The sequence below is a fragment of the Streptomyces sp. NPDC001796 genome (assembly GCF_042892355.1).
Classification (GTDB): domain Bacteria; phylum Actinomycetota; class Actinomycetes; order Streptomycetales; family Streptomycetaceae; genus Streptomyces.
This window is the reverse complement of the sequence record NZ_JBIAUC010000004.1, coordinates 1-25662: the sequence shown is the minus strand read 5'-3', so window position 1 is coordinate 25662 and position 25662 is coordinate 1. Positions and strand designations below refer to the sequence as shown.

At 71.7% G+C, this 25662-nt stretch carries 19 protein-coding genes; 8 read left to right on the top strand and 11 right to left on the bottom strand.

The genetic code is table 11. The features are described 5' to 3' along the window. Nucleotides 1-39 precede the first annotated feature (39 nt). From pyk to pta, 3 genes are all read right to left on the bottom strand, one after another. Nucleotides 40-1470 carry a pyruvate kinase gene (gene pyk / locus ACFYZE_RS09715; protein ID WP_388990637.1) on the bottom strand — a complete coding sequence of 477 codons (1431 nt, stop codon included), beginning with the start codon at nt 1468-1470 and terminating at the stop codon, nt 40-42. Nucleotides 1471-1568: 98 nt separating this feature from the next. Then, nucleotides 1569-2765, bottom strand: coding sequence for an acetate kinase (locus ACFYZE_RS09710; RefSeq protein ID WP_388991436.1), 1197 nt, complete (start codon nt 2763-2765; stop codon nt 1569-1571). A 74-nt stretch (nt 2766-2839) separates the two neighbouring features. Next, a complete protein-coding gene (pta, locus tag ACFYZE_RS09705; RefSeq protein ID WP_388990635.1) occupies nt 2840-4930 on the bottom strand; it encodes a phosphate acetyltransferase in 2091 nt (696 codons plus the stop codon). Nucleotides 4931-5183: 253 nt separating this feature from the next. Here pta and ACFYZE_RS09700 point away from each other — a divergent pair, with 253 nt between their 5' ends. Next, complete coding sequence (locus ACFYZE_RS09700) at nt 5184-6209, top strand: ATP-dependent 6-phosphofructokinase (protein ID WP_388990633.1); 1026 nt, start codon at nt 5184-5186, stop codon at nt 6207-6209. A gap of 16 nt (nt 6210-6225) precedes the next feature. Here the strand turns inward: ACFYZE_RS09700 and ACFYZE_RS09695 are convergent, their stop codons facing one another. Genes ACFYZE_RS09695 through ACFYZE_RS09685 form a run of 3 tightly spaced genes read right to left on the bottom strand, consistent with a single transcriptional unit; the run spans nt 6226 to nt 9437 of the window. Continuing rightward, nucleotides 6226-6990, bottom strand: a complete 765-nt coding sequence (locus tag ACFYZE_RS09695; protein ID WP_388990631.1) for a helix-turn-helix domain-containing protein — start codon at nt 6988-6990, stop codon at nt 6226-6228. A 49-nt stretch (nt 6991-7039) separates the two neighbouring features. Continuing rightward, nucleotides 7040-7732, bottom strand: a complete 693-nt coding sequence (locus ACFYZE_RS09690) for a response regulator (RefSeq protein ID WP_388990629.1) — start codon at nt 7730-7732, stop codon at nt 7040-7042. A 37-nt stretch (nt 7733-7769) separates the two neighbouring features. After that, nucleotides 7770-9437, bottom strand: coding sequence for an ATP-binding protein (locus tag ACFYZE_RS09685; protein WP_388990627.1), 1668 nt, complete (start codon nt 9435-9437; stop codon nt 7770-7772). A gap of 230 nt (nt 9438-9667) precedes the next feature. On the opposite strand from ACFYZE_RS09685, the gene ACFYZE_RS09680 reads away from it, so the two are divergent. Then, nucleotides 9668-11059 (top strand): cation:dicarboxylate symporter family transporter, encoded by a 1392-nt coding sequence (locus tag ACFYZE_RS09680; RefSeq protein ID WP_388990625.1) that lies wholly within the window; start codon nt 9668-9670, stop codon nt 11057-11059. A gap of 154 nt (nt 11060-11213) precedes the next feature. Here the strand turns inward: ACFYZE_RS09680 and ACFYZE_RS09675 are convergent, their stop codons facing one another. Then, nucleotides 11214-11831, bottom strand: coding sequence for a TetR/AcrR family transcriptional regulator (locus ACFYZE_RS09675; RefSeq protein ID WP_388990624.1), 618 nt, complete (start codon nt 11829-11831; stop codon nt 11214-11216). Nucleotides 11832-11995: 164 nt separating this feature from the next. On the opposite strand from ACFYZE_RS09675, the gene ACFYZE_RS09670 reads away from it, so the two are divergent. Together ACFYZE_RS09670 and ACFYZE_RS09665 are read left to right on the top strand one after the other, a co-directional pair. Continuing rightward, nucleotides 11996-13687 (top strand): MFS transporter, encoded by a 1692-nt coding sequence (locus tag ACFYZE_RS09670; RefSeq protein WP_388990622.1) that lies wholly within the window; start codon nt 11996-11998, stop codon nt 13685-13687. Nucleotides 13688-13792: 105 nt separating this feature from the next. After that, a complete protein-coding gene (locus ACFYZE_RS09665; RefSeq protein ID WP_388990620.1) occupies nt 13793-14563 on the top strand; it encodes a DUF2127 domain-containing protein in 771 nt (256 codons plus the stop codon). A 52-nt stretch (nt 14564-14615) separates the two neighbouring features. Here ACFYZE_RS09665 and ACFYZE_RS09660 read toward each other — a convergent pair whose 3' ends face one another. Next, nucleotides 14616-15767, bottom strand: a complete 1152-nt coding sequence (locus ACFYZE_RS09660; RefSeq protein WP_388990618.1) for a serine hydrolase domain-containing protein — start codon at nt 15765-15767, stop codon at nt 14616-14618. Between the two features lie 180 nt (nt 15768-15947). On the opposite strand from ACFYZE_RS09660, the gene ACFYZE_RS09655 reads away from it, so the two are divergent. From ACFYZE_RS09655 to ACFYZE_RS09640, 4 genes are all read left to right on the top strand, one after another. After that, a complete protein-coding gene (locus ACFYZE_RS09655) occupies nt 15948-16376 on the top strand; it encodes a MerR family transcriptional regulator (RefSeq protein ID WP_388990616.1) in 429 nt (142 codons plus the stop codon). Then, the gene (locus ACFYZE_RS09650; RefSeq protein WP_366023459.1) at nt 16373-16705 is read left to right on the top strand and encodes a thioredoxin domain-containing protein; all 333 of its coding nucleotides are present in this window, start codon (nt 16373-16375) and stop codon (nt 16703-16705) included. Before ACFYZE_RS09655 ends, ACFYZE_RS09650 begins: the two co-directional genes overlap by 4 nt. Nucleotides 16706-16844: 139 nt before the next feature. Further along, nucleotides 16845-19160 (top strand): HelD family protein, encoded by a 2316-nt coding sequence (locus ACFYZE_RS09645; protein WP_388990614.1) that lies wholly within the window; start codon nt 16845-16847, stop codon nt 19158-19160. Nucleotides 19161-19214: 54 nt separating this feature from the next. Next, the gene (locus tag ACFYZE_RS09640) at nt 19215-20624 is read left to right on the top strand and encodes a cytochrome (RefSeq protein WP_388990612.1); all 1410 of its coding nucleotides are present in this window, start codon (nt 19215-19217) and stop codon (nt 20622-20624) included. Nucleotides 20625-20948: 324 nt separating this feature from the next. On the opposite strand, the gene glgB is transcribed toward ACFYZE_RS09640, so the two are convergent. From glgB to ACFYZE_RS09625, 3 genes are all read right to left on the bottom strand, one after another. Continuing rightward, entirely contained in the window at nt 20949-23759 is a 2811-nt protein-coding gene (glgB, locus tag ACFYZE_RS09635) for a 1,4-alpha-glucan branching enzyme (protein WP_388990610.1), read from the bottom strand. A 31-nt stretch (nt 23760-23790) separates the two neighbouring features. Then, nucleotides 23791-25191 carry a maltokinase gene (locus ACFYZE_RS09630; RefSeq protein WP_388990608.1) on the bottom strand — a complete coding sequence of 467 codons (1401 nt, stop codon included), beginning with the start codon at nt 25189-25191 and terminating at the stop codon, nt 23791-23793. An 87-nt stretch (nt 25192-25278) separates the two neighbouring features. After that, on the bottom strand, nt 25279-25662 hold a 384-nt coding region (locus ACFYZE_RS09625; protein WP_388990606.1), incomplete at its 5' end, for an alpha-glucosidase C-terminal domain-containing protein.

Here is a 25662-nt window from a genome sequence, read left to right as displayed (position 1 = left end):
CGCCCCCCGCCGTGCGGCAGGGGGCGCCCTCGGCGTGTGTCAGTTGCGTCCGCCCTCGCCCAGGTGGTGGACTCGGACCATGTTGGTGGTGCCGGGGACGCCGGGCGGGGAGCCGGCGGTGATGACCACGATGTCGCCCTCGTTGAACCGGTTGAGCTTGACCATCTCCTGGTCGACCAGCTCCACCATCGCGTCGGTGCTGTTCACGAACGGCACGACGTGCGACTCCACGCCCCAGCTGAGCGACAGCTGGTTGCGGGTGGACTCGTCCGTGGTGAACGCCAGGATCGGCTGGGCCGCGCGGTAGCGGGACAGCCGGCGGGCGGTGTCACCGGACTGGGTGAAGGCCACCAGGCCCTTGCCGCCGAGGAAGTCCGCGATCTCGGCCGCCGCGCGCGCCACCGAACCGCCCTGCGTGCGCGGCTTCTTGCCCGGGACGAGCGGCTGAAGGCCCTTGGAGAGCAGCTCCTCCTCGGCCGCCTGGACGATCTTCGACATCGTCTTGACCGTCTCGATCGGGTACGCGCCCACGCTGGACTCGGCGGAGAGCATGACCGCGTCGGCGCCGTCCAGGATGGCGTTGGCGACGTCGGAGGCCTCGGCGCGGGTCGGGCGGGAGTTGGTGATCATCGACTCCATCATCTGGGTCGCCACGATCACCGGCTTGGCGTTGCGGCGGCACAGCTCGATGAGCCGCTTCTGCACCATCGGGACCTTCTCGAGCGGGTACTCGACGGCCAGGTCGCCGCGGGCGACCATCACGCCGTCGAAGGCCATCACGACGTCCTCCATGTTCGCCACCGCCTGCGGCTTCTCCACCTTGGCGATGACCGGGACGCGGCGGCCCTCCTCGTCCATGACGCGGTGGACGTCCTTGACGTCGTTGGCGTCCCGCACGAAGGACAGCGCGACCATGTCGCAGCCCATGCGCAGCGCGAACCGCAGGTCCTCGATGTCCTTCTCGGACAGCGCCGGCACGTTCACCGCGGCACCGGGCAGGTTGATGCCCTTGTGGTCGGAGATGACGCCGCCCTCGATGACGATCGTCCTGACCCGGGGGCCCTCGACGTCCAGGACCTTCAGCTCGACGTTGCCGTCGTTGATCAGGATCTGGTCGCCCTTGGAGACGTCCCCCGGCAGGCCCTTGTACGTCGTGCCGCAGATCGACTTGTCGCCCGGCACGTCCTCGGTGGTGATGGTGAACTCGTCACCGCGCACCAGCTCGACCGGACCCTCGGCGAAGGTCTCCAGGCGGATCTTCGGGCCCTGCAGGTCGGCGAGGACACCGATGGCCTTGCCGGTCTCGGCGGACGCGGCACGGACCCGGACGTACCGGCCCTCGTGCTCTTCGTGCGTGCCGTGGCTGAAGTTGAAGCGGGCCACGTTCATGCCGGCTTCGATCAGCGAGACGAGCATCTCGTGGGAGTCGACCGCGGGGCCGAGAGTACAGACGATTTTCGAACGGCGCATGGGGGCGATCCTATCGGTTTGTTTCGCTACGGAATATTCCGTCTGGCGGAAAATACAAATGGGCGGGTTCGCGCTCAGGCGAGAGCCGTCGAATTTCTTCAGTTGCCCTTTCCGGTGCCCTTGCCGACCAGTGCGTAGGTCTGCGTGGCGATCTCCAGTTCCTCGTCGGTCGGCACCACCGCGACCGCCACCCGCGCCGACGCGGGCGAGATCAGCCGCGGCTGGTCGCCGCGCACGGCGTTCAGCTCGCCGTCCACCGCCAGGCCCAGCCCCTCCAGGCCCGCGACGGCGGCCTCGCGCACAGCTGCTGCGTTCTCGCCCACACCCGCCGTGAAGGCGATCGCGTCCACCCGGCCGAGTACCGCGTAATAGGCGCCGATGTACTTCCTCAGCCGATGGATGTAGATGTCGAAGGCGAGCCGCGCCTCCTCGTCGCCCTCGTCGATCCGCCGGCCGATCTCCCGCATGTCGTTGTCGCCGCACAGACCGAACAGACCGCTCCTCTTGTTGAGAAGAGTGTCGATCTCGTCCATGGACATTCCGCCAACACGCTGCAAATGGAAGATGACGGCCGGGTCCAGGTCACCGGAGCGCGTCCCCATCACCAGACCCTCGAGAGGGGTGAGCCCCATCGAGGTGTCCACGCACTTCCCGGCCCTGACCGCCGAGGCGGACGCCCCGTTGCCCAGGTGCAGCACGATGACGTTGACGTCCTCCGGTGCCTTGCCCAGCAGCTTCGCGGTCGCCCGGGACACATACGCGTGCGAGGTCCCGTGGAACCCGTACCGCCGGATCCGGTACCGGTCCGCGATCTTGGGGTCGATCGCGTAGCGCGCGGCGGACTCCGGCATCGTCGTGTGGAACGCCGTGTCGAAGACGGCGACCTGCGGCAGGTCGGGGCGCAGCGCCATGGCCGTGCGGATGCCGGTGAGGTTGGCCGGGTTGTGCAGCGGCGCGACCGGGATCAGGCGCTCGATCTCGGTGAGCACGGCGTCGTCGATGACGGTGGGCTCGGTGAAGAACATGCCGCCGTGCACCACCCGGTGGCCGATGGCGGCCAGGTCGGGCGAGTCGACGCCCAGCCCGTCCCTGCCCAGCTCCTCGGCGACCGCCTTCAGGGCTGCTTCGTGGTCGGCGATCGGCCCGTTCTGCTCCCGGGTGCCGCCCGTGGTGAGCGCCGTGTGCTTGATCCGCGAGGTCTGCTCGCCGATGCGCTCGACGAGGCCCACGGCCAGCCGGCTGCCGTCGCGCATGTCCAGCAACTGGTACTTCAGCGAGGAGGAGCCGGAGTTCAGGACGAGGACTCGAGTCGGGGGGGCCGAGCGAAGCTCGTCGGACCGGGCGGTGGTGGGAGACGGGCGGGCGGGGCTCACTGGGCGGTTGCCTTCTGCTCGGGGGTCTGGGCCTGGATCGCCGTGATGGCGACGGTGTTGACGATGTCGGAGACGAGGGCGCCCCGGGACAGGTCGTTGACGGGCTTGCGCAGGCCCTGCAGGACCGGGCCGACGGCGATCGCGCCGGCCGAGCGCTGCACGGCCTTGTACGTGTTGTTGCCGGTGTTCAGGTCCGGGAAGATCAGCACCGACGCCTGCCCGGCGACCTCCGAGCCCGGCAGCTTGGTGGCCGCGACGCTCGGCTCGACGGCGGCGTCGTACTGGATCGGCCCCTCGATCTTCAGATCGCCGCGGCGCTGCCGCACCAGCTCGGTGGCCTCGCGCACCTTGTCGACGTCGGCGCCGAAGCCGGAGCTGCCCGTGGAGTACGACAGCATCGCGATGCGCGGCTCCACGCCGAACTGCTCGGCGGTGGCGGCCGACTGGATGGCGATGTCGGCGAGCTGCTCGGCGTTCGGGTCCGGGTTCACGGCGCAGTCGCCGTAGACGAGGACCTTGTCGGCCAGGCACATGAAGAAGACCGAGCTGACGATCTTCGCGTCCGGCTTGGTCTTGATGATCTCGAAGGCGGGCCGGATGGTGGCCGCCGTGGAGTGCACGGACCCGGACACCATGCCGTCGGCGAGCCCCTCCTGGACCATCAGGGTGCCGAAGTAGTTCACGTCGGAGACGACGTCGTACGCCAGCTCCACCGTGACCCCCTTGTGGGCGCGCAGCGCCGCGTACTTCTCGGCGAAGGCGTCGCGCAGCTCCGAGGTGGCCGGGTCGATCAACTGGGAGTCGCCGAGGTCGACGCCGAGGTCGGCGGCCTTCTTGCGGATCTGGTCGACGGGCCCGAGCAGCGTGAGGTCGCACACCCCGCGGCGCAGGAGCACCTCGGCGGCGTGCAGCACCCGCTCCTCGGTTCCCTCCGGGAGCACCACCCGGCGCTTGTCGGTGCGCGCCTGCTCCAGCAGCTTGTGCTCGAACATCATCGGGGTGAGCCGGTCGCTGCTCGGCGCGGACACCCGCTTGTTCAGATCCACGGTGTCGACGTACCGCTCGAAGAGCCCGAGCGCCCGCTCCGCCTTGCGCGGGGTGGCCGCGTTGAGCTTCCCCTCCATGGAGAAGAGCTGCTCGGCGGTGGGGAAGCTGGTGCCGGACACCGACAGCACGGGAGTGCCCGGGGCGAGGCGCCCGGCGAGCGCGAGGATCTCCTCGCGCGGCACCTCGTTCAGCGTCAGCAGCACGCCCGCGATCGACGGGGTCCCGGCGCTGTGCGCGGCCAGCGACCCCACGACGAGGTCGGCGCGGTCGCCCGGGGTGACCACCAGGCAGCCCGGGGTCAGGGCGGCGAGGAAGTTCGGCAGCATGGCGCCGCCGAAGACGAAGTCGAGGGCGTCGCGCGCGAGGCCCGAGTCGTCGCCGAGCAGCACCTTGGCGTCGAGGGCGTGGGCGATCTGGGCGACGGTCGGCGCCGAGAGGGCGGGCTCGTCGGGGAGCACGTAACAGGGGACCGGGAGCCGGGAGTCGAGCCCTTCGGCGATCTCGTCGCGGTCCTCGCGGGCCACCCGGTTGACGACCATGGCGAGAACGTCGCAGCCCAGCCCCTCGTAGGCGCGGTAGGCGTTGGCCGTCTCGGCGCGCACCGACTCCGCGGTCTGCCGGCGCCCGCCCACGACCGGGATCACCGACGCCCCGAACTCGTTGGCGAGCCGGGCGTTCAGGGACAACTCGTCCGGGACCTGGGTGTCGGCGAAGTCGGTGCCGAGGACGAGGACGACCTCGTACTCGCGGGCCACCGCGTGGAACCGGTCGACCAGCGTGGACACCAGCTCGTCCGTGCCGCGCTCGGCCTGGAGCGCGGACGCCTCCTGGTAGCCCATTCCGTACACGGTCGCCGGGTCCTGGGCCAGCCGGTACCGGGCGCGCAGCAGCTCGAAGAGGCGGTCGGGGCCGTCGTGGACGAGCGGACGGAAGACGCCGACCCGGTCGACCTGCCGGGTCAGGAGCTCCATGACTCCCAGCTCGACGACCTGACGGCCGTCGCCGCGGTCGATCCCGGTCACGTACACGCAGCGCGTCACGCGTGCTCTCCGTTTCGTCTCTCGAGGGAGGATGGTCCTGACCGTTTACGAATGCTTTTGTGGGGTTCTGCGGGGGCTGAAAATCCTCCACGCGGGTGAGCAGAACCCCCTTGACAATACCCCCGGGCGCGGATAAGGCGCCCATCAGGTACCAGGGATCAGGGGCCGACATGCGCGATCGGCACCGGCCTGTGAGCCGTGAAACAATCGGACTGGCTCACCGGTATCGACAGCGAGCAGGAGACACAGCACGATGCGCATCGGAGTACTCACCGCAGGCGGCGACTGCCCGGGCCTGAACGCAGTGATCCGGTCGGTCGTGCACCGAGCGGTAGCACAGTACGGCGACGAGGTCATCGGCTTCGAGGACGGCTACCGGGGCCTGCTGGACGGTCACTACCGCACCCTCGACCTCGACGCCGTGAGCGGCATCCTCGCCCGGGGCGGCACCATTCTCGGCTCCTCCCGGCTGGAGCGCGACCGGCTGCGCGAGGCCTGCGAGAACGCCTCGGACATGATCCGCGACTTCGGCATCGACGCCCTGATCCCGATCGGCGGCGAGGGCACCCTGACGGCGGCGCGCATGCTCTCGGACGCGGGCCTGCCGGTCGTCGGCGTGCCCAAGACGATCGACAACGACATCTCCTCCACGGACCGCACCTTCGGCTTCGACACCGCGGTCACCGTGGCCACCGAGGCCATGGACCGCCTGAAGACGACGGCCGAGTCCCACCAGCGGGTGATGATCGTGGAGGTCATGGGCCGCCACGCAGGCTGGATCGCCCTGGAGTCGGGCATGGCGGCCGGCGCGCACGGCATCTGCCTGCCGGAGCGCCCCTTCGATCCGGCCGACCTGGTCAAGATGGTCGAGGAGCGCTTCGCCCGCGGCAAGAAGTTCGCGGTGATCTGCGTCGCCGAGGGCGCCCACCCGGGCGAGGGCACCATGGACTACGGCAAGGGCGAGATCGACCAGTACGGCCACGAACGCTTCCAGGGCATCGGCACGGCCCTCGCGTACGAACTGGAGCGGCGGCTCGGCAAGGAGGCCAAGCCGGTCATCCTCGGCCACGTCCAGCGCGGTGGCGTACCGACCGCCTACGACCGGGTGCTCGCCACCCGCTTCGGCTGGCACGCGGTCGAGGCGGCGCACCGCGGCGAGTTCGGCAGGATGACGGCGCTGCGCGGCACCGACGTGGTGATGGTGCCGCTGGCGGAGGCGGTGACCGAGCTGAAGACGGTGCCGAAGGACCGGATGGACGAGGCGGAGTCGGTGTTCTAGAACACCGGGTTCGCTGCTAGGAGTTCCTCTCGACCGTCTCCCAGAAGATCTCCACCACGTGGTCGAGGTAGTCGCGGCCGGCCTCGCCGGTGTCGGCCGCGGCGGACCCCGCACCCCAGTTCGATGTGGCGGTCGTCCGTCCCTGGTAGTCGGCGTGCATCTCCTCGAGGACGTCCTCGACGAGCGGCCGCTCCAGGGGCAGCAGTTTGCCGACCTGGCGGACGTACGCCTGCCAGCGGGCGGTGACCGCGCCGCGCAGCAGCTGGGCGAGCCGGCCCTCGCGCCCGGTCACGATGACGAAGTCGGGCAGGGACAGCCGCAGCACCTCGGCGAGGGTGGCGGACTGCCGGTCGCTGCCTCGCCAGGCGTCCGCCTCCTCCATCCGCACGTAGGCGAGGAGTTCGAGGCCGACGGCGTGCGCCACGTCCTCCTGCGCGAGCCCGCGTGCGAGGCGGTGCTCGCGCAGGGTGCGGGGCGCGCCGACGAGTTCGCCGGGAGCACACCACAGCACGCCCGCGAGAGCGGTCAGTTCGTGCGGCCTCGGAGTGGCGGCCCCGGCCTCCCAGGCGATCACGAGGCCGGGCGTGGCGTGGGGGAGCCCGTACGAGGAACGCAGGGTGTGGGCGACGTGCTCGGGTTCCATGCCGAGGGCCACCCGGAGGCGGCGGGCGGCGGCGGCGTCGAAGGGCGGAGTGGGCGTGGGCGGTTGCTGGGCCTGCGGTGGGTGCACGGGCACAAGGTAGGGCGCCGGGGCTCGTATGACTACGGACTGTTCAGCCATACTCACGCATCGTAGGAACGTACGGTCCCTCCGCTGCCCGGCGGAGAAGCTACCGCCCCCGCTCCACCGACGACACCCACCGGTACACCAACTCGGGCCGCCCCACCTGCCCGTACAACGGACTCCGCCCCGCCCGCCCCGCGTCCACCAGGTGCTCCAGATACCGTCGGGCCGTGATCCGCGAGATCCCCACGGCTTCGGCGACCCCCGCCGCCGTGAGCCCCTCCTCCGCGTCCCGCAGCACCCCCGTCACCCGCTCCAGTGTCGGCGCGCTGAGCCCCTTGGGCAGCGCCGCCGGGCCCGGCGCCCGCAGGGTGGCCAGGGCGCGGTCCACCTCGTCCTGGCCGCTCGCCTCGCCCACCGCCTTCCGGAACTCCGCGTACCGCACCAGCCGGTCGCGGAGTGTCGCGAATGTGAACGGCTTCAGTACGTACTGCACGACCCCCAGGGAGACGCCCTCCCGCACCACCGCCAGGTCCCGCGCCGAGGTCACCGCGATGACGTCCGCGTGGTACCCGGCCGCCCGCAGGGAGCGCGCCAGTTGCAGGCCGTGCACGTCGGGCAGGTGCAGGTCCAGCAGGAGGAGGTCCACCTGCGTGCGCTCCAGGGCGCGGCGCGCCTCCGCGCCCGTGGCCGCCTTGCCGACCGCCGTGAAGCCCGGCACCCGGCCCACGTACATCACGTGCGCGTCGGCGGCGACCGGGTCGTCCTCCACGACCAGGACGCGGATGGGCTCGGTCATGCGTCACCTCCTGACGCGGGCGCGGTGCGGGCGCGTCTCATGCGTCACCTCCGGGCAGCGCGGCCTCGGCGCCCGATGACGTCCGCGGAGCCGCAATGGCGGCCCCCACGGTAGGCAACGGCACCCGGGCCTCGAACTCCGCCCCGCCTCCAGGCGCCTCCGACACCGTGAGGGTGCCGTCGTGGCGGCGTACCGTCTGGCGGACCAGGGCGAGGCCCAGGCCGCGTCCGCCGGGGGCGGTGGCGGGCTTCGTCGACCAACCGCGTTCGAACACCGCCTCCGTGTGCGCGGGATCCACCCCGTCCCCGGTGTCCGACACCCGCAGGACCAGGTCCGGGCCCTCCGTGTACGCGGTCACCGTCACCCGGGCGCCCACCGAGCCCTGGGCCGCGTCCACCGCGTTGTCGATCAGGTTGCCCAGGATCGTCACCAGGTCCCGGGAGGGGAGGGAGGGCGGCAGCAGACCGTCGTCGATGCTGCTGTCGTCGGACACCACCAGCTCCACGCCCCGCTCGTTCGCCTGTGCCGCCTTGCCGAGGAGCAGTGCCGCCAGCACCGGCTCGTCGACCGCGGCGACCACCTGGTCCGTGAGGGCCTGCGCCAGTTCCAGCTCGGCCGTGGCGAAGTCGGCCGCCTCCTGCGCGCGGCCCAGCTCGATCAGCGAGACCACCGTGTGCAGCCGGTTCGCCGCCTCGTGCGCCTGTGAGCGCAGCGCCTGGGTGAAGCCGCGCTCCGAGTTCAGCTCGCCCGTCAGCGCCTGCAGCTCGGTCACGTCGCGCAGGGTGACGACGGTGCCCCGGCGTTCGCCGCCGGAGACCGGGGAGGTGTTCACCACCAGGACCCGGGCCGCCGTCAGGTGCACCTCGTCGACCCGGGGCTCGGAGGACAGCAGTGTGCCCGTCAGCGAGGCCGGCAGTCCGAGGTCCGCCACCGAGCGGCCCACCACCTCGCCGCTCACCCCGAGCAGCTCCCGGCCGCCGTCGTTGATCAGCGCCACCCGGAACTGGCCGTCCAGCATCAGCAGGCCCTCGCGCACGGCGTGCAGGGCGGCCTGGTGGTAGTCGTGCATACGGCTCAGCTCGGTGGCGTTCATGCCGTGGGTGGAGCGGCGCAGCCGGGCGTTGATCACGTAGGTGCCGATGCCGCCCAGGACCAGTGCGCCGACCGCGACGCCGGCCATGGCGGTCACCTGGTCCTGGACCCGGGCCGTGACCGTCTCGATCTTGATCCCCGCGCTCACCAGGCCGACGATGCGGCCGCCGTCCCAGATGGGGGTGACCGCGCGCTCGGACGGGCCGAGCGTGCCGGTGTACCTCTCGGTGAAGGTCTCGCCCTTCAGCGCGCGCTCGATGTGGCCGCGGAAGTGCTCACCGATGCGCTCGGGATGGGGGTGGGTCCAGCGGATGCCCTGCGGGTTCATGATCGTGACGAAGTCCACGCCCGTGTGCCGCTGTACCTGGAGCGCGTAGGGCTGGAGCGACACAGTCGGGTCGGGGGTGCGGATCGCCGCCCGGACCGAGGGGGAGTCCGCGACCGAGCGCGCCACCGCCGTTGCCTGCCGGTCGGCCGCCTGGCGGGCCTGGCTGTGGTCGCTGACGTAGGTGAAGAGCGCGTACCCGGCGACGAGCACCGCGATCAGCACGGCCTGCATGGCGAAGAGCTGACCTGCGAGGCTGCGGGGTCTCGGTATGTGGGGCACGCGCATGGGTTCAGTCTGCCTCGCCGTTCCGGCTCTCCGTATAAGCGCGAACTAAATGAACGGAAGGGTGACCGCCCTCACACGGGCGGGAGATAGTCACCGCATCCCCCGGGAGCGTTCGCCGCCTCCCGGACCCCGGGAGTACGCCTCCCGGACCCCGGGAGTACGCCTCCCGCCATCCCCCGGACGTGAGCCGCACGCCGGATCAACCGACGACGTCGTCGAGGAGGGCAGCCGTGGCCACCACAGCCCGAACGGCACCTGCCGCGCCCGCAGCCAAGCGGGACCGCACCCACTATCTGTACATCGCCGTGATCGTCGCGGTGGCGCTCGGCATCGCCGTGGGCCTGGCCGCCCCCGATGCCGCGGTCCAGCTCAAGCCCCTCGGCACGGGCTTCGTGAACCTGATCAAGATGATGATCTCGCCGATCATCTTCTGCACGATCGTGCTGGGCATCGGTTCGGTACGGAAGGCCGCCAAGGTCGGGGCCGTGGGCGGCATAGCCCTCGGATACTTCCTGGTGATGTCCCTGGTGGCGCTCACCATCGGCCTGGTGGTGGGGAACGTCCTGCACCCGGGCGAGGGCCTGCACCTGACGAACGCGATCAAGCAGGCGGGCCACGCGCAGGTGTCGTCCGACGCGCTGCCGCCGGTCGACTTCGCGCTCTCGATCATCCCGACGACCTTCGTCTCCGCCTTCACCGAGGGCCAGGTCCTGCAGACCCTGCTCGTCGCGCTCCTCGCCGGGTTCGCGCTGCAGGCGATGGGCCCGGTCGGCACGCCGGTGCTGCGCGGCATCGAGCACGTCCAGCGGCTCGTCTTCCGCATCCTCGCCATGGTGATGTGGGCCGCGCCGATCGGTGCCTTCGGCGCGATCGCGGCCGTCGTCGGCTCCGCCGGCCTGGACGCGCTCAAGAGCCTCGCCGTGCTGATGCTCGGCTTCTACGTGACCTGCGTCCTGTTCGTCTTCGTCGTGCTCGGGGCAGTGCTGCGGATCGTCTCGGGCCTGAACATCTTCTCGCTGCTGAAGTACCTGGGCCGTGAGTTCCTGCTGATCCTGTCCACGTCCTCCTCCGAGTCCGCCTTTCCGCGGCTCATCGCGAAGATGGAGCACCTCGGCGTCAGCAAGCCGGTGGTCGGCATCACCGTCCCGACCGGCTACTCCTTCAACCTCGACGGCACCATGATCTACATGACCATGGCGTCGCTCTACATCGCCGACGCGCTGGGCACGCCGATGTCCGTCGGCGAGCAGATCCCGCTGCTGCTGTTCCTTCTCGTCGCCTCCAAGGGCGCGGCGGGTGTCAGCGGCGCCGGCCTCGCCACGCTGGCCGGCGGTCTGCAGTCGCACAAGCCCGCGCTGGTCGACGGCGTCGGCCTGATCGTCGGCATCGACCGGTTCATGAGCGAGGCCCGTGCCCTGACGAACTTCGCGGGCAACGCCGTGGCCACCGTCCTGATCGGCACCTGGACGAAGGAGATCGACAAGGAGCGGGTCCGGCAGGTGCTCGCCGGACAGCTGCCCTTCGACGAGACCACGCTGCTGGACGAGGGCCGCTCGGGGGTCCCGGGCGACGACGCCGAGGTGGCAGGTCAGGGCGGCGACAAGGAGCTGGCCAAGGCGTAAGCGCTCCGCTGGTGAGGCGGTCCAGCATCTGCGGGCCGTCCCTGGCCGGTCGCGCGGTTCCCCGCGCCCCTTACGGGGCGCCACTCACCCCGAGCGGTCGAGCCTCCCCCCGTGGGCTCGGCCGCTCGGCCCTTTTCGGTTTCCGGGGCGGTCTTCAGCCGCTCAGCTTCGCCACCAACTCGCCGGCCCGCGCTGCGGGCACCCCCGCCGCGCTCAGCAGCGTGACCGCGGCCACGCCACCTGCCTCCCGCGCTGCCAGCAGGCCGTCGTTCACCGCCTCCATCAGTGCGAACAGCATCTGCTCGTGCACATACGCCAGTGCCTGCGGCGGCAGCGGCGATGCGAAAACGCCCTGCTCCAGACCGCGCGCCAGGATCTCCGCACACGCCTTGCGGACCGGCGCCAGCCGGTCGCGGATGCCCTGCACGGTGACGCTGCGCTGGGCCAGCGCCACCAGGATCCGGTAGCGGTCGGCGACCTCCCACACCGCGAGCGCCGACCGGGCCAGGGCCTCGGCCGGGTCCGCGACGCCCTCGCGGCCCGCCGCGTGCGCCGCCGCCACCGCCTCCACCGCGCCGTCGACCAGGGTGCTGATCAGCGCCTCACGGCTCGGGAAGTGCCCGTACACCGTGCGCCGTACGACGCCCGCGGCCCGGGCGATCTGGTCCATGGACGCATCCGGGTCGCGCAGCAGCTCGGCCAGCGCGACATCCAGGATGCGGCGGCGGTTCACATCGGCCCGGCTGGCGTTACCCGTGGTCATGGCTGCCATTGTGCACGGCCCTGCGGGGCGCCCGTACGCCTCCACTGGGCCTCCACCTCCTCTATTTGCACAGCGCTGTGCAATGCCGTACCTTGCACAGTGTTGTGCAGTTGCACGGTGATGTGCAAGTCGCTGTGCACGTCATGGGCGATGGAGAAGGAAGGCCCGCACTCATGCGTCTCGTCATGAACGAACCGGTCGAGAGGACGGACCGGCCCTACCCCCGGCGCTGGTGGGCGCTGCTCGTGCTCTGCCTGAGCCTGCTGATCATCGTGATGGCGAACACCGCCCTCACCGTCGCCGCCCCCGACATGACCCGCGACCTCGGCCTCTCCAGCGCCGACCTGCAGTGGGTCATCGACGGCTACACCGTCCCGTACGCGGCGCTGATGCTGCTGCTCGGCGCGATCGGCGACAAGTACAGCCGACGCGGGGCGCTGGCCCTCGGGCTCGTGGTCTTCGGCGGCGGCGCCGTCTTCGGCTACCTCGCAGACAGCGCCGCCACCGTGATCGCGGCGCGCGCCGTGATGGGCGTCGGCGCGGCGCTGATCATGCCCGCCACGCTCTCCCTGCTCGCCGCGACCTTCCCGCGCGCCGAACGCGCCAAGGCGATCACCCTGTGGACCGCCACCGCGGGGCTCGCCATCGCGGCCGGGCCGGTCGTCGCCGGAGCGCTGCTCAAGGACCACGGCTGGTCCTCGACCTTCCTGATCAACGTGCCGATCGCCGCCGTCGCCCTGGTCGCCGCCTTCGTCCTGGTCCCGCCGTCCAAGGCCGCCCACCACGACCGGATCGACGTCGTCGGCGGACTGCTGTCGGTGGTCTGGATCGGCTCGCTCGTCTACATGATCATCGAGGGGCCGCACTTCGGCTGGGGCACCAAGGCCGTCACGGCCGCCGTGGTCGCGGGCGTCGGACTCGTGCTGTTCGTCGCCTGGGAGCTGCGCCACCTGCGCCCGGTCCTGGACGTCCGCCGCTTCGCCCACCGCCGCTTCGCCGGCTCCAACCTCGCCGTCGCGCTGTTCTTCCTGGCCGTCTTCGGCGCCTTCTACTACCTCACCCAGCACCTGCAGTTCGTCCTCGGCTACGACGCCCTGCAGACCGGTGTGCGCATGCTGCCGCTCGCCGGAGCCGTGTTCGTGGGCTCGGCGCTGACCGGGTTCCTCACCCCGCGCGTCGGCATGAGGATCACCGTCACCGCGGGCATGGTCGGCGGCACGGCGGCGCTCGCGCTGCTCACCCGCGTCGACGCCGGATCGACCTACGGCGACTTCGTGCTGCCCCTGGTGATCCTGGGCCTGGCGATCGGCCTGGCGCTCTCCCCCTGCACCGACGCGATCATGGGGTCGTTCCCGGAGGCCGAGCTGGGCGTCGGGGGCGCGGTGAACGACACCTCCATCGAACTCGGCGGCTCGCTCGGCATCGCCCTCCTCGGCTCGGTGCTCGCCAACTCCTACTCCTCGCACCTGGCCGACGCCACCGCGGGCAGCCGGCTCCCGGCGAACACGCTGGACACCGCGCAGGACTCCGTCGGCGCCGGATACGCGGTGGCCCAGGGCATCGGCGACAAGGCCCGGCAGCTCGCCGAGCAGGCCGCGCACGCGGGCAGCCCCCAGCAGGCCGCACAGCTCAAGGCACAGGCAGGCCAGCTCGCGGACGGCGCCCGGCAGATGGCCGACGCGGTCGGATCGTCCTTCGCGGACGCGGTCGCCCACACCAGCCTGGTCGGCGCGGTGGTCCTCGGGGTCGGCACCGTCCTGGTCGCCGCGCTGCTGCCGCGCAAGGGCCGCCCCGGGCAGCCTGCCGAGGAGCAGGCCGAGGGGCAGGCCGAGGAGCGGGACCTCGTCACTGCCGAACGCCACTGACCTCGACGGGAACCCCGCGCCCTGCCCCTACGTCTCGTAGGACATGCACTACCGTGCCGTGCCGGAACGACCGGCACGGCACCGTCATGTGGGAGGCACGGGGGCATGAAGATCGACTGGGACCGGCGCACCTGCGCGCGCCGCGGGCATGTGACCTACGCGCCGGACGACCCCCGGCTGCGGATCCGGCTGCACGCCCAGACCGCGCTCGGGGACGTGTGGCGCTGCCTGCGGTGCGGCGACTTCGTACTCGGCGAGCCGCACGGCTCGGGGCCGGCCGGCGACGCCCCGCTCGTGCCGCGCGGCAAGGTGCTGCGCGACCTGTTCATCCTGCGCTTCCTGGCCGTCGAGCGGGCCGTTCGCGGGGTGTTCATCGTGCTGGTCGCGGTGGCGGTGTGGAGGTTCAGCAACAGCCAGGACGCGGTGCGGCGGCTGTTCAACGAATACCTGGAGGTCTTCCGGCCGGTCTTCCGGCACTTCCACTACGACCTCGACCACTCGCCCGTGGTCGGCACCATCCAGAAGTCCTTCGGCTACCGGCACTCCACGCTGATCCTGGTGGCCGGGCTGCTGCTGGCCTACGCGCTGATCGAGCTGGTCGAGGCGGTCGGCCTGTGGTACGCCAAGCGCTGGGCGGAGTACCTGACGGTCGTCGCCACCGCGGCCTTCCTGCCGCTGGAGGTGTACGAACTCACCGAGCACATCAGCGGCCTGAAGATCGCCACCCTGATCCTCAACATCCTCGCGGTCCTCTACATCGCGTTCGCCAAGCGCCTGTTCGGGCTGCGCGGCGGCCGCAAGGCGTTCGAGGAGGAGCGGCGGAGCGCCTCCCTGCTGGAGGTGGAGGAGTCGGCGGGGATCCTGCTCACGCCCTGAACCGTCGCGGTCGCTCCGGGCGTCCCGCCGCCCTCGGCCCTGCCCCGGCACCTCATGACGTCCCGGCCGCGTACCGCCAGAAGTCGCGCATCAGGGCGGGCGGGGTCGGGCTCTCCATCGTGCGCTGGGTGAGCAGGATCGCGACCGTCCCGGTGGCCGGGACGAGGTGGGCGCTGGTGCCGGTGCCGCCGATCCAGCCGTAGCGGCCGGGGACGGTCCATGGATCGGAGGCCGCGATGTCCACCGAGCCGCCGTAGCCCCACCCCTGTCCCTCGAGGAACAGGGCGGCCGTCGCGCGCTGCGCCGGGGTGAGATGGTCGGTGGTCATCCGGCGCACCGACTCCGCGGCGAGGACACGGCGGCCGTCGGGCGTGGTCCCGCCGGCCAGCAGCATGCGGGCGAAGGCCAGCCAGTCGGCGGCCGTACCGACGAGTCCGCCCCCGCCGGACGGGAACGCGGGCAGGGTGCTCCAGGCGCCGTCCGGGGTGTCGATGACCTTCAGGCCGCCCGTGCCGTCGGGGCGGTAGGCGGTGGTGAGGCGGTCGCGCTTGCTGGCCGGCACCTCGAAGGCGGTGTCGGTCATGCCCAGCGGCTCGAGGATCCGCTCGGCCAGCACCTCGGGCAGTGGACGGCCGGTCGCCCGGGCGATCAGCACGCCCTGGAGGTCGGAGCAGGTGTGGTACAGCCAGGCCTCGCCCGGCTGGTACAGCAGCGGCAGGCGGGCCAGCTCCGCGACCCAGGTGTCCGGGTCGGGGAGCGCGCGCGGATCCGCGCCGGGCTTCTGCACCTCGAACAGGGCTTTGACCTGGGGCAGGGAGAAGTCCGACGGGAAGCCGTACCCCGCGCGGAAGGTCAGCAGGTCCTGGACGGTGATCTGCCGGGAGGCGGGCACCACGTCGTCGATCGGACCGGCGGGGGTGCGCACCACGGTGGGGTGGGCCAGCTCCGGGATCCAGACGGCGACCGGGGCGTCGAGGGCGAGGGTGCCGTCCTCCACGAGGGTCATCACGGCGGCGGCCACGAGGGGCTTGGTGATCGAGGCGAGACGGAAGATCGCATCGGGCGCCATCGGCTGCGCGCCGGTGGCGTCGAGGGAGCCGACCGCCGCGGTCTCCGTACGGCCGTGCCGCTCCACCAGGGCCACGGCGCCCGGCGCCCAGTCCTTGTCGATGTACGTCTTCAGGAGGTGGTGCAGGGTGGTCATGGGTCCGTCCGTCCGCCGTCGCCGGTCCTGTCACAGATGAGACTGCCGGGCCGGGCCGGACTCATCGGTGCGCGCCGGGGGAGTGGCGGGATTTTTTCCCGGGATCCGCGTGACCGCCGGCGGCGTTGCCCTGCCCGCGGCCTTGCCCTGACGTCGGCGTCAAGGATTACCGTCGCGGACATGCGAATCGGCGAGCTGGCGGCGCGGGCCGGGACCACCACGCGGACCCTGCGGTACTACGAGTCGCGGGGGCTGCTGCCCGCGCGGCGCAGCGGCAACGGATACCGCACCTACGACGAGCGCGACCTGCGGCTGCTCCAGCAGATCCGCACCCTGCAGGACTTCGGGTTCGACCTGGAGGAGACACGGCCCTTCGTGGAGTGTCTGCGGGCCGGGCACCCGGAGGGCGACTCGTGCCCGGCGTCGCTCGCGGTCTACCGGCGCAAGCTGGACGAACTGGACGCGTTGATCGGGGAGCTGCGGTCGGTGCGGGAGAAGGTCGCCGGACAGCTGGCGCGCGCCGAGCAGGCCCGCGACGGACTGGCCGCCGAGGCGCTGGTTCCGGGAGGTCCGGAACCGCTGTGCGAGCTGGGAGGGCAGGAGCGGTGATCAAGGCGAATGGTGTGGCCGAGGTGACGGACGCGGATTTCGGGGCGGAGGTGCTCGCATCCGATCTGCCGGTGCTGGTGGAGTTCACCGCCGACTGGTGCCCGCCGTGCCGGCAGATGGGGCCGGTGCTCAGCTCCCTGGCTTTCGAGGAGGGCGACCGGCTCAAGGTGGTCCAACTGGATGTGGACACCAATCCGGAGACGACGAACGCCTACAAGGTGCTGTCGATGCCGACCTTCATGGTCTTCCGGAACGGTGAGCCCGTGAAGGCGATGGTGGGGGCGCGGCCCAAGCGGCGCCTGCTGGAGGAGCTGTCCGACGTGCTGTGACGTTGTGCCCGCATAGCCGAAATCCCCCGAGTAATTGCGCTCGGGGGATTTCTGTGCGTATATTCAGGGGTTCGCGACTTCCAATGAACAGGGTCGCGGAGAAGTTCAGTGAGCACAGTATATCCGGGCGGGAGCTGAATTGTCAAACACCGAATTTCCGGACGATGAATTGCGGCACGAGCAGGAATTCATCGACGGGTTGTACGCACGCGTGGACGTGCTGCGCGGCGACACCGAGGTCTCCGTCGGGGACGCCCTCGCCCAGGGCGACAAGCCCATGCAGGCCCGCCTGGAACGGGACATCCTCGTCGCCGAACGCTCGGGCCTGCTGGCCGCGCTGAACGCCGTGGACGGCTCGCTGTGCTTCGGCCGTATCGACCTCACCTCCGGGACGAGCCACCACATCGGCCGTATCGGGCTGCGCGCCGACGACGCCGAGCGCACGCCGATCCTGATCGACTGGCGGGCCGAGGTCGCCCGCCCCTTCTACCTGGCCACCGGGCACACCCCGATGGGCCTGCGCCGACGCCGTCACATCTCCACCGAGGGCCGCCGGGTCACGGCCCTGCACGACGAGCACCTCGACGTCGCCGACCGCGAGCGCACCGGGCACGAGGACCCCGCCGGGGACGACGTGCTGCTCGCCGCGCTCAACGCGGCCCGCACCGGCCGGATGAGCGACATCGTCCGGACCATCCAGGCCGACCAGGACCGCATCATCCGCGCACCCCACCGGGGCGTGCTGGTGGTGGAGGGCGGCCCGGGCACCGGCAAGACGGCCGTCGCGCTGCACCGCGCGGCCTACCTCCTCTACGAGCACCGGGAACTGCTCGCCCGCCGCGCCGTCCTCATCGTCGGCCCGAACCCGGCGTTCCTCGGCTACATCGGCGAGGTGCTGCCCTCCCTCGGCGAGACCGGCGTACTGCTCGCCACGGTGGGCGAGCTGTTCCCCGGCGTGAAGGCCACCGCCACCGACAGGCCCGAGGCGGCCGCCGTGAAGGGCCGCGCCGAGATGGCCGACGTGCTCGCACGGGTCGTCGCGGACCGGCAGGCGCTGCCCGACCCGGTCATCGCCATCGAGCACGACCGGGACGTCCTGCTGCTCGACGACGGGCTCGTGAACGTGGCCCGCGAACGCACCCGCGTCGCGAAGCTGCCGCACAACGCGGCGCGCGAGCACTTCGAGGGCCACATCCTCAACACGCTGACGGACATGGTCGCCGAACGGATCGGCACCGACCCGTACGACGGCTCGAACCTCCTCGACGCGAGCGACATCACCCAGATCCGCGACGAACTGGCCGAGAACCCGGAGGTCTGGTCCGCGATCGACCAGTTGTGGCCGCGCCTGACCCCGCAGCGACTGGTCGCCGACTTCCTCGCCGACCCGGAGGGCCACGTGTCCGACGAGGACGCGGCCGTCATCCGCCGCCCGGTCACCCGCGCCTGGACGACGGCCGACATCCCGCTGCTCGACGAGGCGGCCGAACTCCTCGGCGAGGACGACCGGTCGGCCCGCGCCCGCGCCGAACGCGAGCGCGAGGCGCAGGTGTCGTACGCGCAGGGCGTGCTGGACGTGTCGTACGCCTCCCGGACGTACGAGTTCGAGGACAAGGAGGACAGTGACCCGGAAGCGTCGGAAGTCCTGTCCGCGCACGACATCATCGACGCCGAACGGTTCGCCGAGCGGCAGGAGGAGGCCGACCACCGCAGCGCCGCCGAGCGCGCCGCGGCCGACCGCACCTGGGCTTTCGGGCACATCATCGTCGACGAGGCGCAGGAACTGTCGCCGATGGCCTGGCGGCTGCTGATGCGGCGCTGCCCGACCCGCTCGATGACCCTGGTCGGGGACCCGGCGCAGACGTCCGAGGCCGGCGGGGTCGGCTCCTGGTCCAAGATCCTCGCGCCCTACGTCGAGGACCGCTGGGAGCACACCCGGCTCGGCGTCAACTACCGCACGCCCGCCGAGATCATGGAAGTCGCGGCGGCCGTGGTCCGGGCGGAGCACCCCGGCTTCGAACCGCCGAGCTCGGTCCGTTCCACGGGCGTACGGCCGTGGGCGCGCCGCGCGGAGGACGACCTGCCCGGCACGGTGGCGAAGGCGGTCGCCGAACTCACCCCCGCCGAGGGCCGGCTTGCGGTGATCGCCCCGCGCGAGCTGCACCGGGCGCTGGCCGCGCGGTTCGACGGGGTGACCGCGGGCGGCGAACCGGACCTGACCCGGACCGTGGTCCTGCTCGACCCGCGCCAGGCCAAGGGCCTGGAGTTCGACTCCGTCCTGGTGGTGGAGCCGGGGCGTTACGGCACGAGCGACCTCTATGTGGCGCTCACGCGGGCGACGCAGCGGCTGGGCGTGGTGCACAGCGGTGAGCTGCCGAAGCCACTGGCGGCGGCACTGCAGGACGCGGACGACGCGCGACCGAACGCAACGGAAACGGAGATCACCGGGGCGTAACAGTTCATGTTGTGATCACCGACTGTGCACGTCCGGTGCGGTATGCGTGTCGGTATGGACGCCCAACCGTACGCGACCGCGCCGGCCGACAGCCCGTCGCTCGCCTCGCTGCCGGTACCACCGCTGCTCACCTCGGAGTTCGACGCCGACCCCGAGGGCGTGTACGAGCGGTTGCGGCGCACCTACGGCCCGGTCGCGCCGGTCGGGCTGATGGGGGTGCCCGTGTGGCTGGTGCTCGGCTACCGCGAGGTCCTTCAGGTGCTGCGGGACGAGAGCGTGTGGCGGCGGGACGTACGGTACTGGCGGGCCCGGGCGCAGGGGTGGCTCCCGGCGGACTGGCCGCTGCTCGCGGGCTACGAGGTGCGGCAGACGATGTTCATGGACGACGACGAACACGGGGCGGCCCGCCGCACCCACCACTCGGCGCTGCGCCCCTTCCAGGACGGGCACACGCCGCAGGGCTGGGAGCTGCGGGCCGCCGTCGCCCGCTACGCCGACGAACTGATCGGCCTGCTGGCCGCCGAGTCGGGGCCGACGGGGTTCGCGGACCTCGGGGCGCAGTACACACGGCCGTTGCTGCTGATGGTGACGACGCGGCTGTTCGGCTGCCCGGTGGAGCTGGGCGACGAACTGGTCATGGACCTGTGGCGGATGCTGGACGGAGGGCCGGCCGCGGGGGCGGCGACGGGCAGGGCGCTCACGGCCATGACCCGACTGGCGGCGCAGCGCCGGGCGCGGCCCGGCGACGACCTGACCTCGTACATGCTGCTGGCCGATCCCGACCTGTCGGACGAACAGCTGGGCCGGGAGCTGTTCATGAACGCGGTCTACCTCAACGACGTCACCGGGAACATGGTGCTGAACACGCTCCTGGAGGTGCTGCGGGGCAACGCCACCGTGCGGCACGGTCTGTCGGCCGGGCATCTGGGGGAGACGGTGAACCGGGCGGCGCTGGTCAATCCGCCGGTGGCCAACATGTGCTTCCGCTTCGCGGCGAGGGACGTGCGGCTGGGCAACTTCTGGATCCGCGCGGGCGACGCGGTGTCGCCGTCGGCGGCGGCCGCGCACCGGGACCTGCTGGCGCTCGACTCGTCCTCGTCGGTGGACTCGACGATCAGTACGCGGGCGCATCTGGGGTGGGGGGCGGGGCAGCACCAGTGCCCCAGTGCGGCACGGGAGCTGGGCGGGATGATCGTGACTACGGCGGTGGGGCGGGTCTTCGAGCACTTCGCCCAGGCGGAGCTGACGTTGCCGCCCGATCAGTTGCCGTGGCGGTCGGGTCCGGTCGTGCGGGGGCTGCGGCTGCTGCCGATCCGCTACGAGTTGCACGGGGAGGTGCCGCTGCCGGGTGCGCGTGGCTCTTCCGGAGGCCCCTCGGAACCCCCGGAGAAGCCGCGCGCTGTGGAGCGGGAGGCGAGGGGGTTGCTGGCGGGGCTGCGGAGGTTGATGTCCGGCAGCCGCTGAGCCGACGGGGAGGGTGTCTCAGCCCCCGCCGCCCCTGCCCTTCCCGTCCCTGGGGGCTGCGCCCCCAGACCCCCGCTGTCGGCCTACGGCCTCGTCCTCACACGACGGGCGGGCTGGAATTCAGCCTCTGGCGGGTGAGGAGCGGGGTCCAGGGGGGGGCGGCCCCGGACAGGGTCTCGGGCTCCGCCCCAGCGGAGTGCGGGGACGGAGCACCGCGAAGGGGTGCACGGGACGTGGTCCCCGCCGGGGCCGCGGGCGGAGCCCCGGTGAGGTGAAGGGGGAGCCCCCGGAGGCGGGACGGGTAAGGGCGGCGGGGGCGAGAACCTAGGCCGGGCGGAGCCAGAGCGTTGCCAGGGGCGGCAGCGTCAGGCGCAGGCTGGCCGCACGGCCGTGCCACGGCGTGGGTTCCGGCTTCACGGGGCCCGGGTTGCGTACGTCGCTGCCGCCGTACGCCGCCGCGTCCGTGTTCAGCACCTCGTGCCAGGCCGGGACGTCGTCGGGCACGCCCAGGCGGTAGTCGTGGCGGACCACGGGGGAGAAGTTGGAAACCGCCAGCAGCGGGCTCCCCTCCGCGTCGTGGCGCAGGAAGGCCACCACGTTGTCGTCCGCCGCATCGCCCACCACCCAGCTGAAGCCGGACGGTTCGGTGTCCCGCTCCCACAGCGCCGGCGTGCCGCGGTACACGGTGTTGAGGTCGCGGACCAGGTCCCGCACGCCCCGGTGGTCCGCCTCCGCCCCGTACTCCGGGTCCAGCAGCCACCAGTCCGGTCCGTGCGCCTCCGACCACTCCGCTCCCTGCGCGAACTCCTGTCCCATGAAGAGGAGTTGCTTGCCGGGGTGGGCCCACATGAAGCCCAGATACGCACGGAGGTTCGCCCGCTGCTGCCACCAGTCCCCCGGCATCTTCGACACCAGTGACCGCTTCCCGTGCACCACCTCGTCGTGGGAGATCGGCAGGACGTAGTTCTCGCTGTAGGCGTACACCATCGAGAACGTCATCTCGTTGTGGTGGTACGTGCGGTGGATCGGGTCGTGGGCCATGTACTCCAGCGAGTCGTGCATCCAGCCCATGTTCCACTTCAGCCCGAAGCCGAGTCCGCCGAAGCCGCTGGGCCCCCGGTGGTGTGTCGCCCGGGTCACGCCGTCCCAGGCGGTGGACTCCTCGGCGATCGTGACCACGCCGGGGCAGCGGCGGTAGACGGTCGCGTTCATCTCCTGCAGGAACGCGACCGCGTCGAGGTTCTCCCGGCCGCCGTGCTCGTTCGGGGTCCACTGGCCGGGCTCGCGGGAGTAGTCGAGGTAGAGCATGGAGGCGACCGCGTCCACGCGCAGGCCGTCGATGTGGAACTCCTCGCACCAGTACACGGCGTTGGCGACCAGGAAGTTGCGCACCTCGCGCCGCCCGTAGTCGAACTCCAGGGTCCCCCAGTCGGGGTGGGCCGCGCGCAGCGGGTCCTGGTGCTCGTACAGCGGGCGTCCGTCGAACTCGGCCAGCGCCCAGTCGTCGCGAGGGAAGTGGGCCGGTACCCAGTCCATCAGGACGCCGATGCCGGCCTGGTGGAGGGCGTCGACGAGGTACTTGAAGTCGTCGGGGGTGCCCAGGCGGGCGGTGGGCGCGTAGAAGCCGGTGACCTGGTAGCCCCAGGACCCGCCGAAGGGGTGCTCGGCGATCGGCATCAGCTCGACGTGGGTGAAGCCCAGCTCCTTGACGTACCCCGGCAAGTGCTCGGCCAGTTGCCGGTACGTAAGCCCCGGCCGCCAGGACGGCAGGTGCACCTCGTACACCGAGAACGGCGCCTCGTGCACCGGCCGCTCACCCCGCCCGGCCATCCACTGCGAGTCCCCCCACGTGTGGTGCGAGGCGCACACGACCGAGGACGTGTTCGGCGGGGCCTCCGTGCGGCGGGCCAGCGGGTCGGCGCGCAGCGTCCTGGATCCGTCGGGGCGGGTGATCTCGAACTTGTACAGCTCGCCCTCGCCGATACCGGGCACGAACAGCTCCCACACCCCGGTCGAGCCGAGCGAGCGCATCGGGAAGCCGGTGCCGTCGAAGAAGTTGAAGCTGCCGGCCACGCGCACGCCCCGTGCGTTCGGCGCCCACACCGTGAAGCGGGTGCCGGTCACGCCCTGGTGGGTCATGGGGTGGGCCCCGAGGGCCTTCCACAGTTCCTCGTGGCGTCCCTCGCCGATCAGGTGCAGGTCGAGGTCGCCCAGCGTGGGCAGGAAACGGTACGCGTCCTCGGTGTCCTGGACCGTTCCCTCGTACTCGACCAGCAGCCGGTACTCGGGCACGTCCGGCAGCGGCAGAAGTCCGGAGAAGAAGCCGTCCCCGTCGTCGTGCAGCTCGGTCCGCACATCCCCGGCGACGACCGTCACGGACAGCGCGTACGGCCGGAAGGCACGCAAGGCGACACCGCCCGGCACGAGGTGCGCGCCGAGGACGGAGTGCGGGTCGTGGTGGGTGCCGGCGAGCAGCCGCTCACGGTCCCCGGCCGCGAGTGCGGGAGACCCGGCCACGGCGGCCAAGGGGTCCGCCGCAGCGACCTTCTGCGCGGTCACGTTCTCCGCGGCGACTTCCTTCACGGCCGTCTTCCCGGCTGCCGTCTTCTTGGTCGCCGTCTTCCTGGCGGGTGCCTTCGCCACCGTCGCCTTGGCCGCCTTGGTCGCCGTCTTCTTGGCCGGCGCCTTCTTCGCCGGCGCTGTGCCGGCCGGTGCCTTCTCAGCCACCGCCTTGTCGGCGACCAGCTCGGCCGCCGTCGTCTTCTCGGCCACCTTCTTCGCGGCGACCTTCTTCGCCACAGTCTTCCCGGCTGCCGTCTTCTTCGTCGCCGTCTTCCTGGCGGGTGCCTTCTTCGCCGGCGCTGTGCCGGCCGGTGCCTTCTTCGCCGCCGTGCTCCCGCTGTCGGCGGCGGTCTCCTTCAGCTCCGCGACCGGTGTCTTCGCGACGGCCTTCTTCGCGACCGCCTTCTTCGCCGTGGCCTTCTTCGCCCCGGTCGCCGCCTTCTTCGCCACCGCCTTCTTCTTCCCGGCCGTCGGCGGCTCTGAGGCAGCCGCTGTCGCCTTCTGCGCAGCGGCCGTCGGCCGGCCCTCGGCGCTCTTCTTCGTGCTGTCGTCGGACGGAGGACGGGGGGTCACGGACGGGGCCTCCTCGGCAGGCGATGGTGGGTCATGGTGTGGGGTCGGCGGACAGGCGGCGTATCGCCGCCATCGGGACCGGAAGCCAGTCGGGCCGGTGGCGGGCCTCGTACACGACTTCGTAGACGGCCTTGTCCGTCTCGAACGCGCGCAGCAGTACCGGTTCGGTGCGCGGATCGCGCCCGGCGACCTCCGCGTAACCGGAGCAGTAGGCGGCCCGGCACTCCGTGGCCCACTCCGGGTCCGCCGGGACGGCCGAGTATGCCGCGTAGTCGAAGGAGCGCAGCATTCCGGCGATGTCCCGCGCCACCGGCTGCGGCATCCGGCGCTCGGCGAGCGGCTTCGAGGGCTCTCCCTCGAAGTCGATCAGTGACCAGTCCCCGGACGGCGAGCGCAGGCACTGCCCCAGGTGCAGGTCGCCGTGCACGCGCTGGGCGGTCCACACCCGCCCCTCGGCCGCGAGGTCGCCCAGTGCCTCGAACGCGGAGCGCAGCCGGGGCGTGTACGGCCGCAGCGCGGGCACCGCCTGGGCCGCCGCCTCCAGCCGCTCGGTCATGCCGTCGACCAGCAGCCCTGTCTGGGTGTGGCCGAGGGTGACCGTGGGCAGGGCGCGGGCCAGCGCCGTGTGCACCTCGGCGGTCGCCCGCCCGAGCGCCCGCGCCTCGGCGGTGAAGTCCTCCCCCTTGGCCAGCTCGCGCAGCGCCAGCTCCCAGCCGTCCGTCGCGCCCCGCACATACGGCTGCAGCACGGCCAGGACGTACGGGTCCTCGAGGTCGTCCAGGTCGGCGAGCAGCCAGCCGGCCGGGGCGGGCACCCGGGGGCAGCCCTCGCGCGCTAGGGCCAGCGGGAGTTCTAGGTCGGGGTTGACGCCCGGCAGAACGCGACGCAGGAGCTTGAGGATGAACGTATCTCCGTAGACGATCGAGGAGTTCGACTGCTCGGAGGTGACCAGCCGCGGGGCGAGCCCCTCCCGTATCTCCTGGCGGGTGTCCCCCTCGAAGCGCAGCGGGCCGACGTGGGCGCGGCTGCGGATCGCCTCCAGGAGCACGGTGGCGGCCCGCGGGTCGTACAGCGCCTCGTAGACGGTCCGTCCTGCCAGCGGGCCGTCCTCCAGATGCCCGACGAGCGCGGGTGCGAGGTGCGGGGGCAGCGCCTCACGGACGCCTATCAGCAGCTGGTAGCAGTCCCCGGGGCGGGGCAGGGCGCCGGGCGCCGGGGTGTCCGGCTGGTGCGCCCGCACGAGCAGGTGGACCAGGCCCAGCGGGCCGCCGGGGGGCAGCAGGTCGGTGGCCGCCACCAGGGAGAACCCGGTGACCGGCCGTCCCTTGCCCGCGAACCAGCGCTGCCGCGGCAACCACTCCCGCAGCAGCGGATCGAGGGAGGCGAGCAGGCCGGGGTGGGTCGCGGTGGGACGGATGACGGCTTCCGGCATGGCGTGCGTCCTTTCCCCGGGGACGGTCGGGGGGTTACTTGCCTGCGTGCCCCGGTCGGGGCGGTGGAAACCGCCCCGACCGGACGACTAGGCGACGTCCTTGCGGAGGCGGAACCAGTAGAAGCCGTGGCCTGCGAGGGTGAGCAGGTAGGGCAGTTCTCCGATGGCGGGGAAGCGGACCCCGCCGATCAGTTCCACCGGGTGCCGGGCTTCGAACTGGCGCAGGTCCAGTTCGGTGGGCTGCGCGAACCGGGAGAAGTTGTGCACGCACATCACCAGGTCGTCCTTGTACTCCCGCAGGAAGGCGAGCACGGCCGGGTTCGAGGACGACAACTCGGTGTAGGAGCCCAGGCCGAAGGCCGGGTTCTGCTTGCGAATCTCGATCATGCGCCGGGTCCAGTGCAGCAGCGAGGACGGCGACGACATCGACGCCTCCACGTTGGTGACCTGGTAGCCGTAGACCGGGTCCAT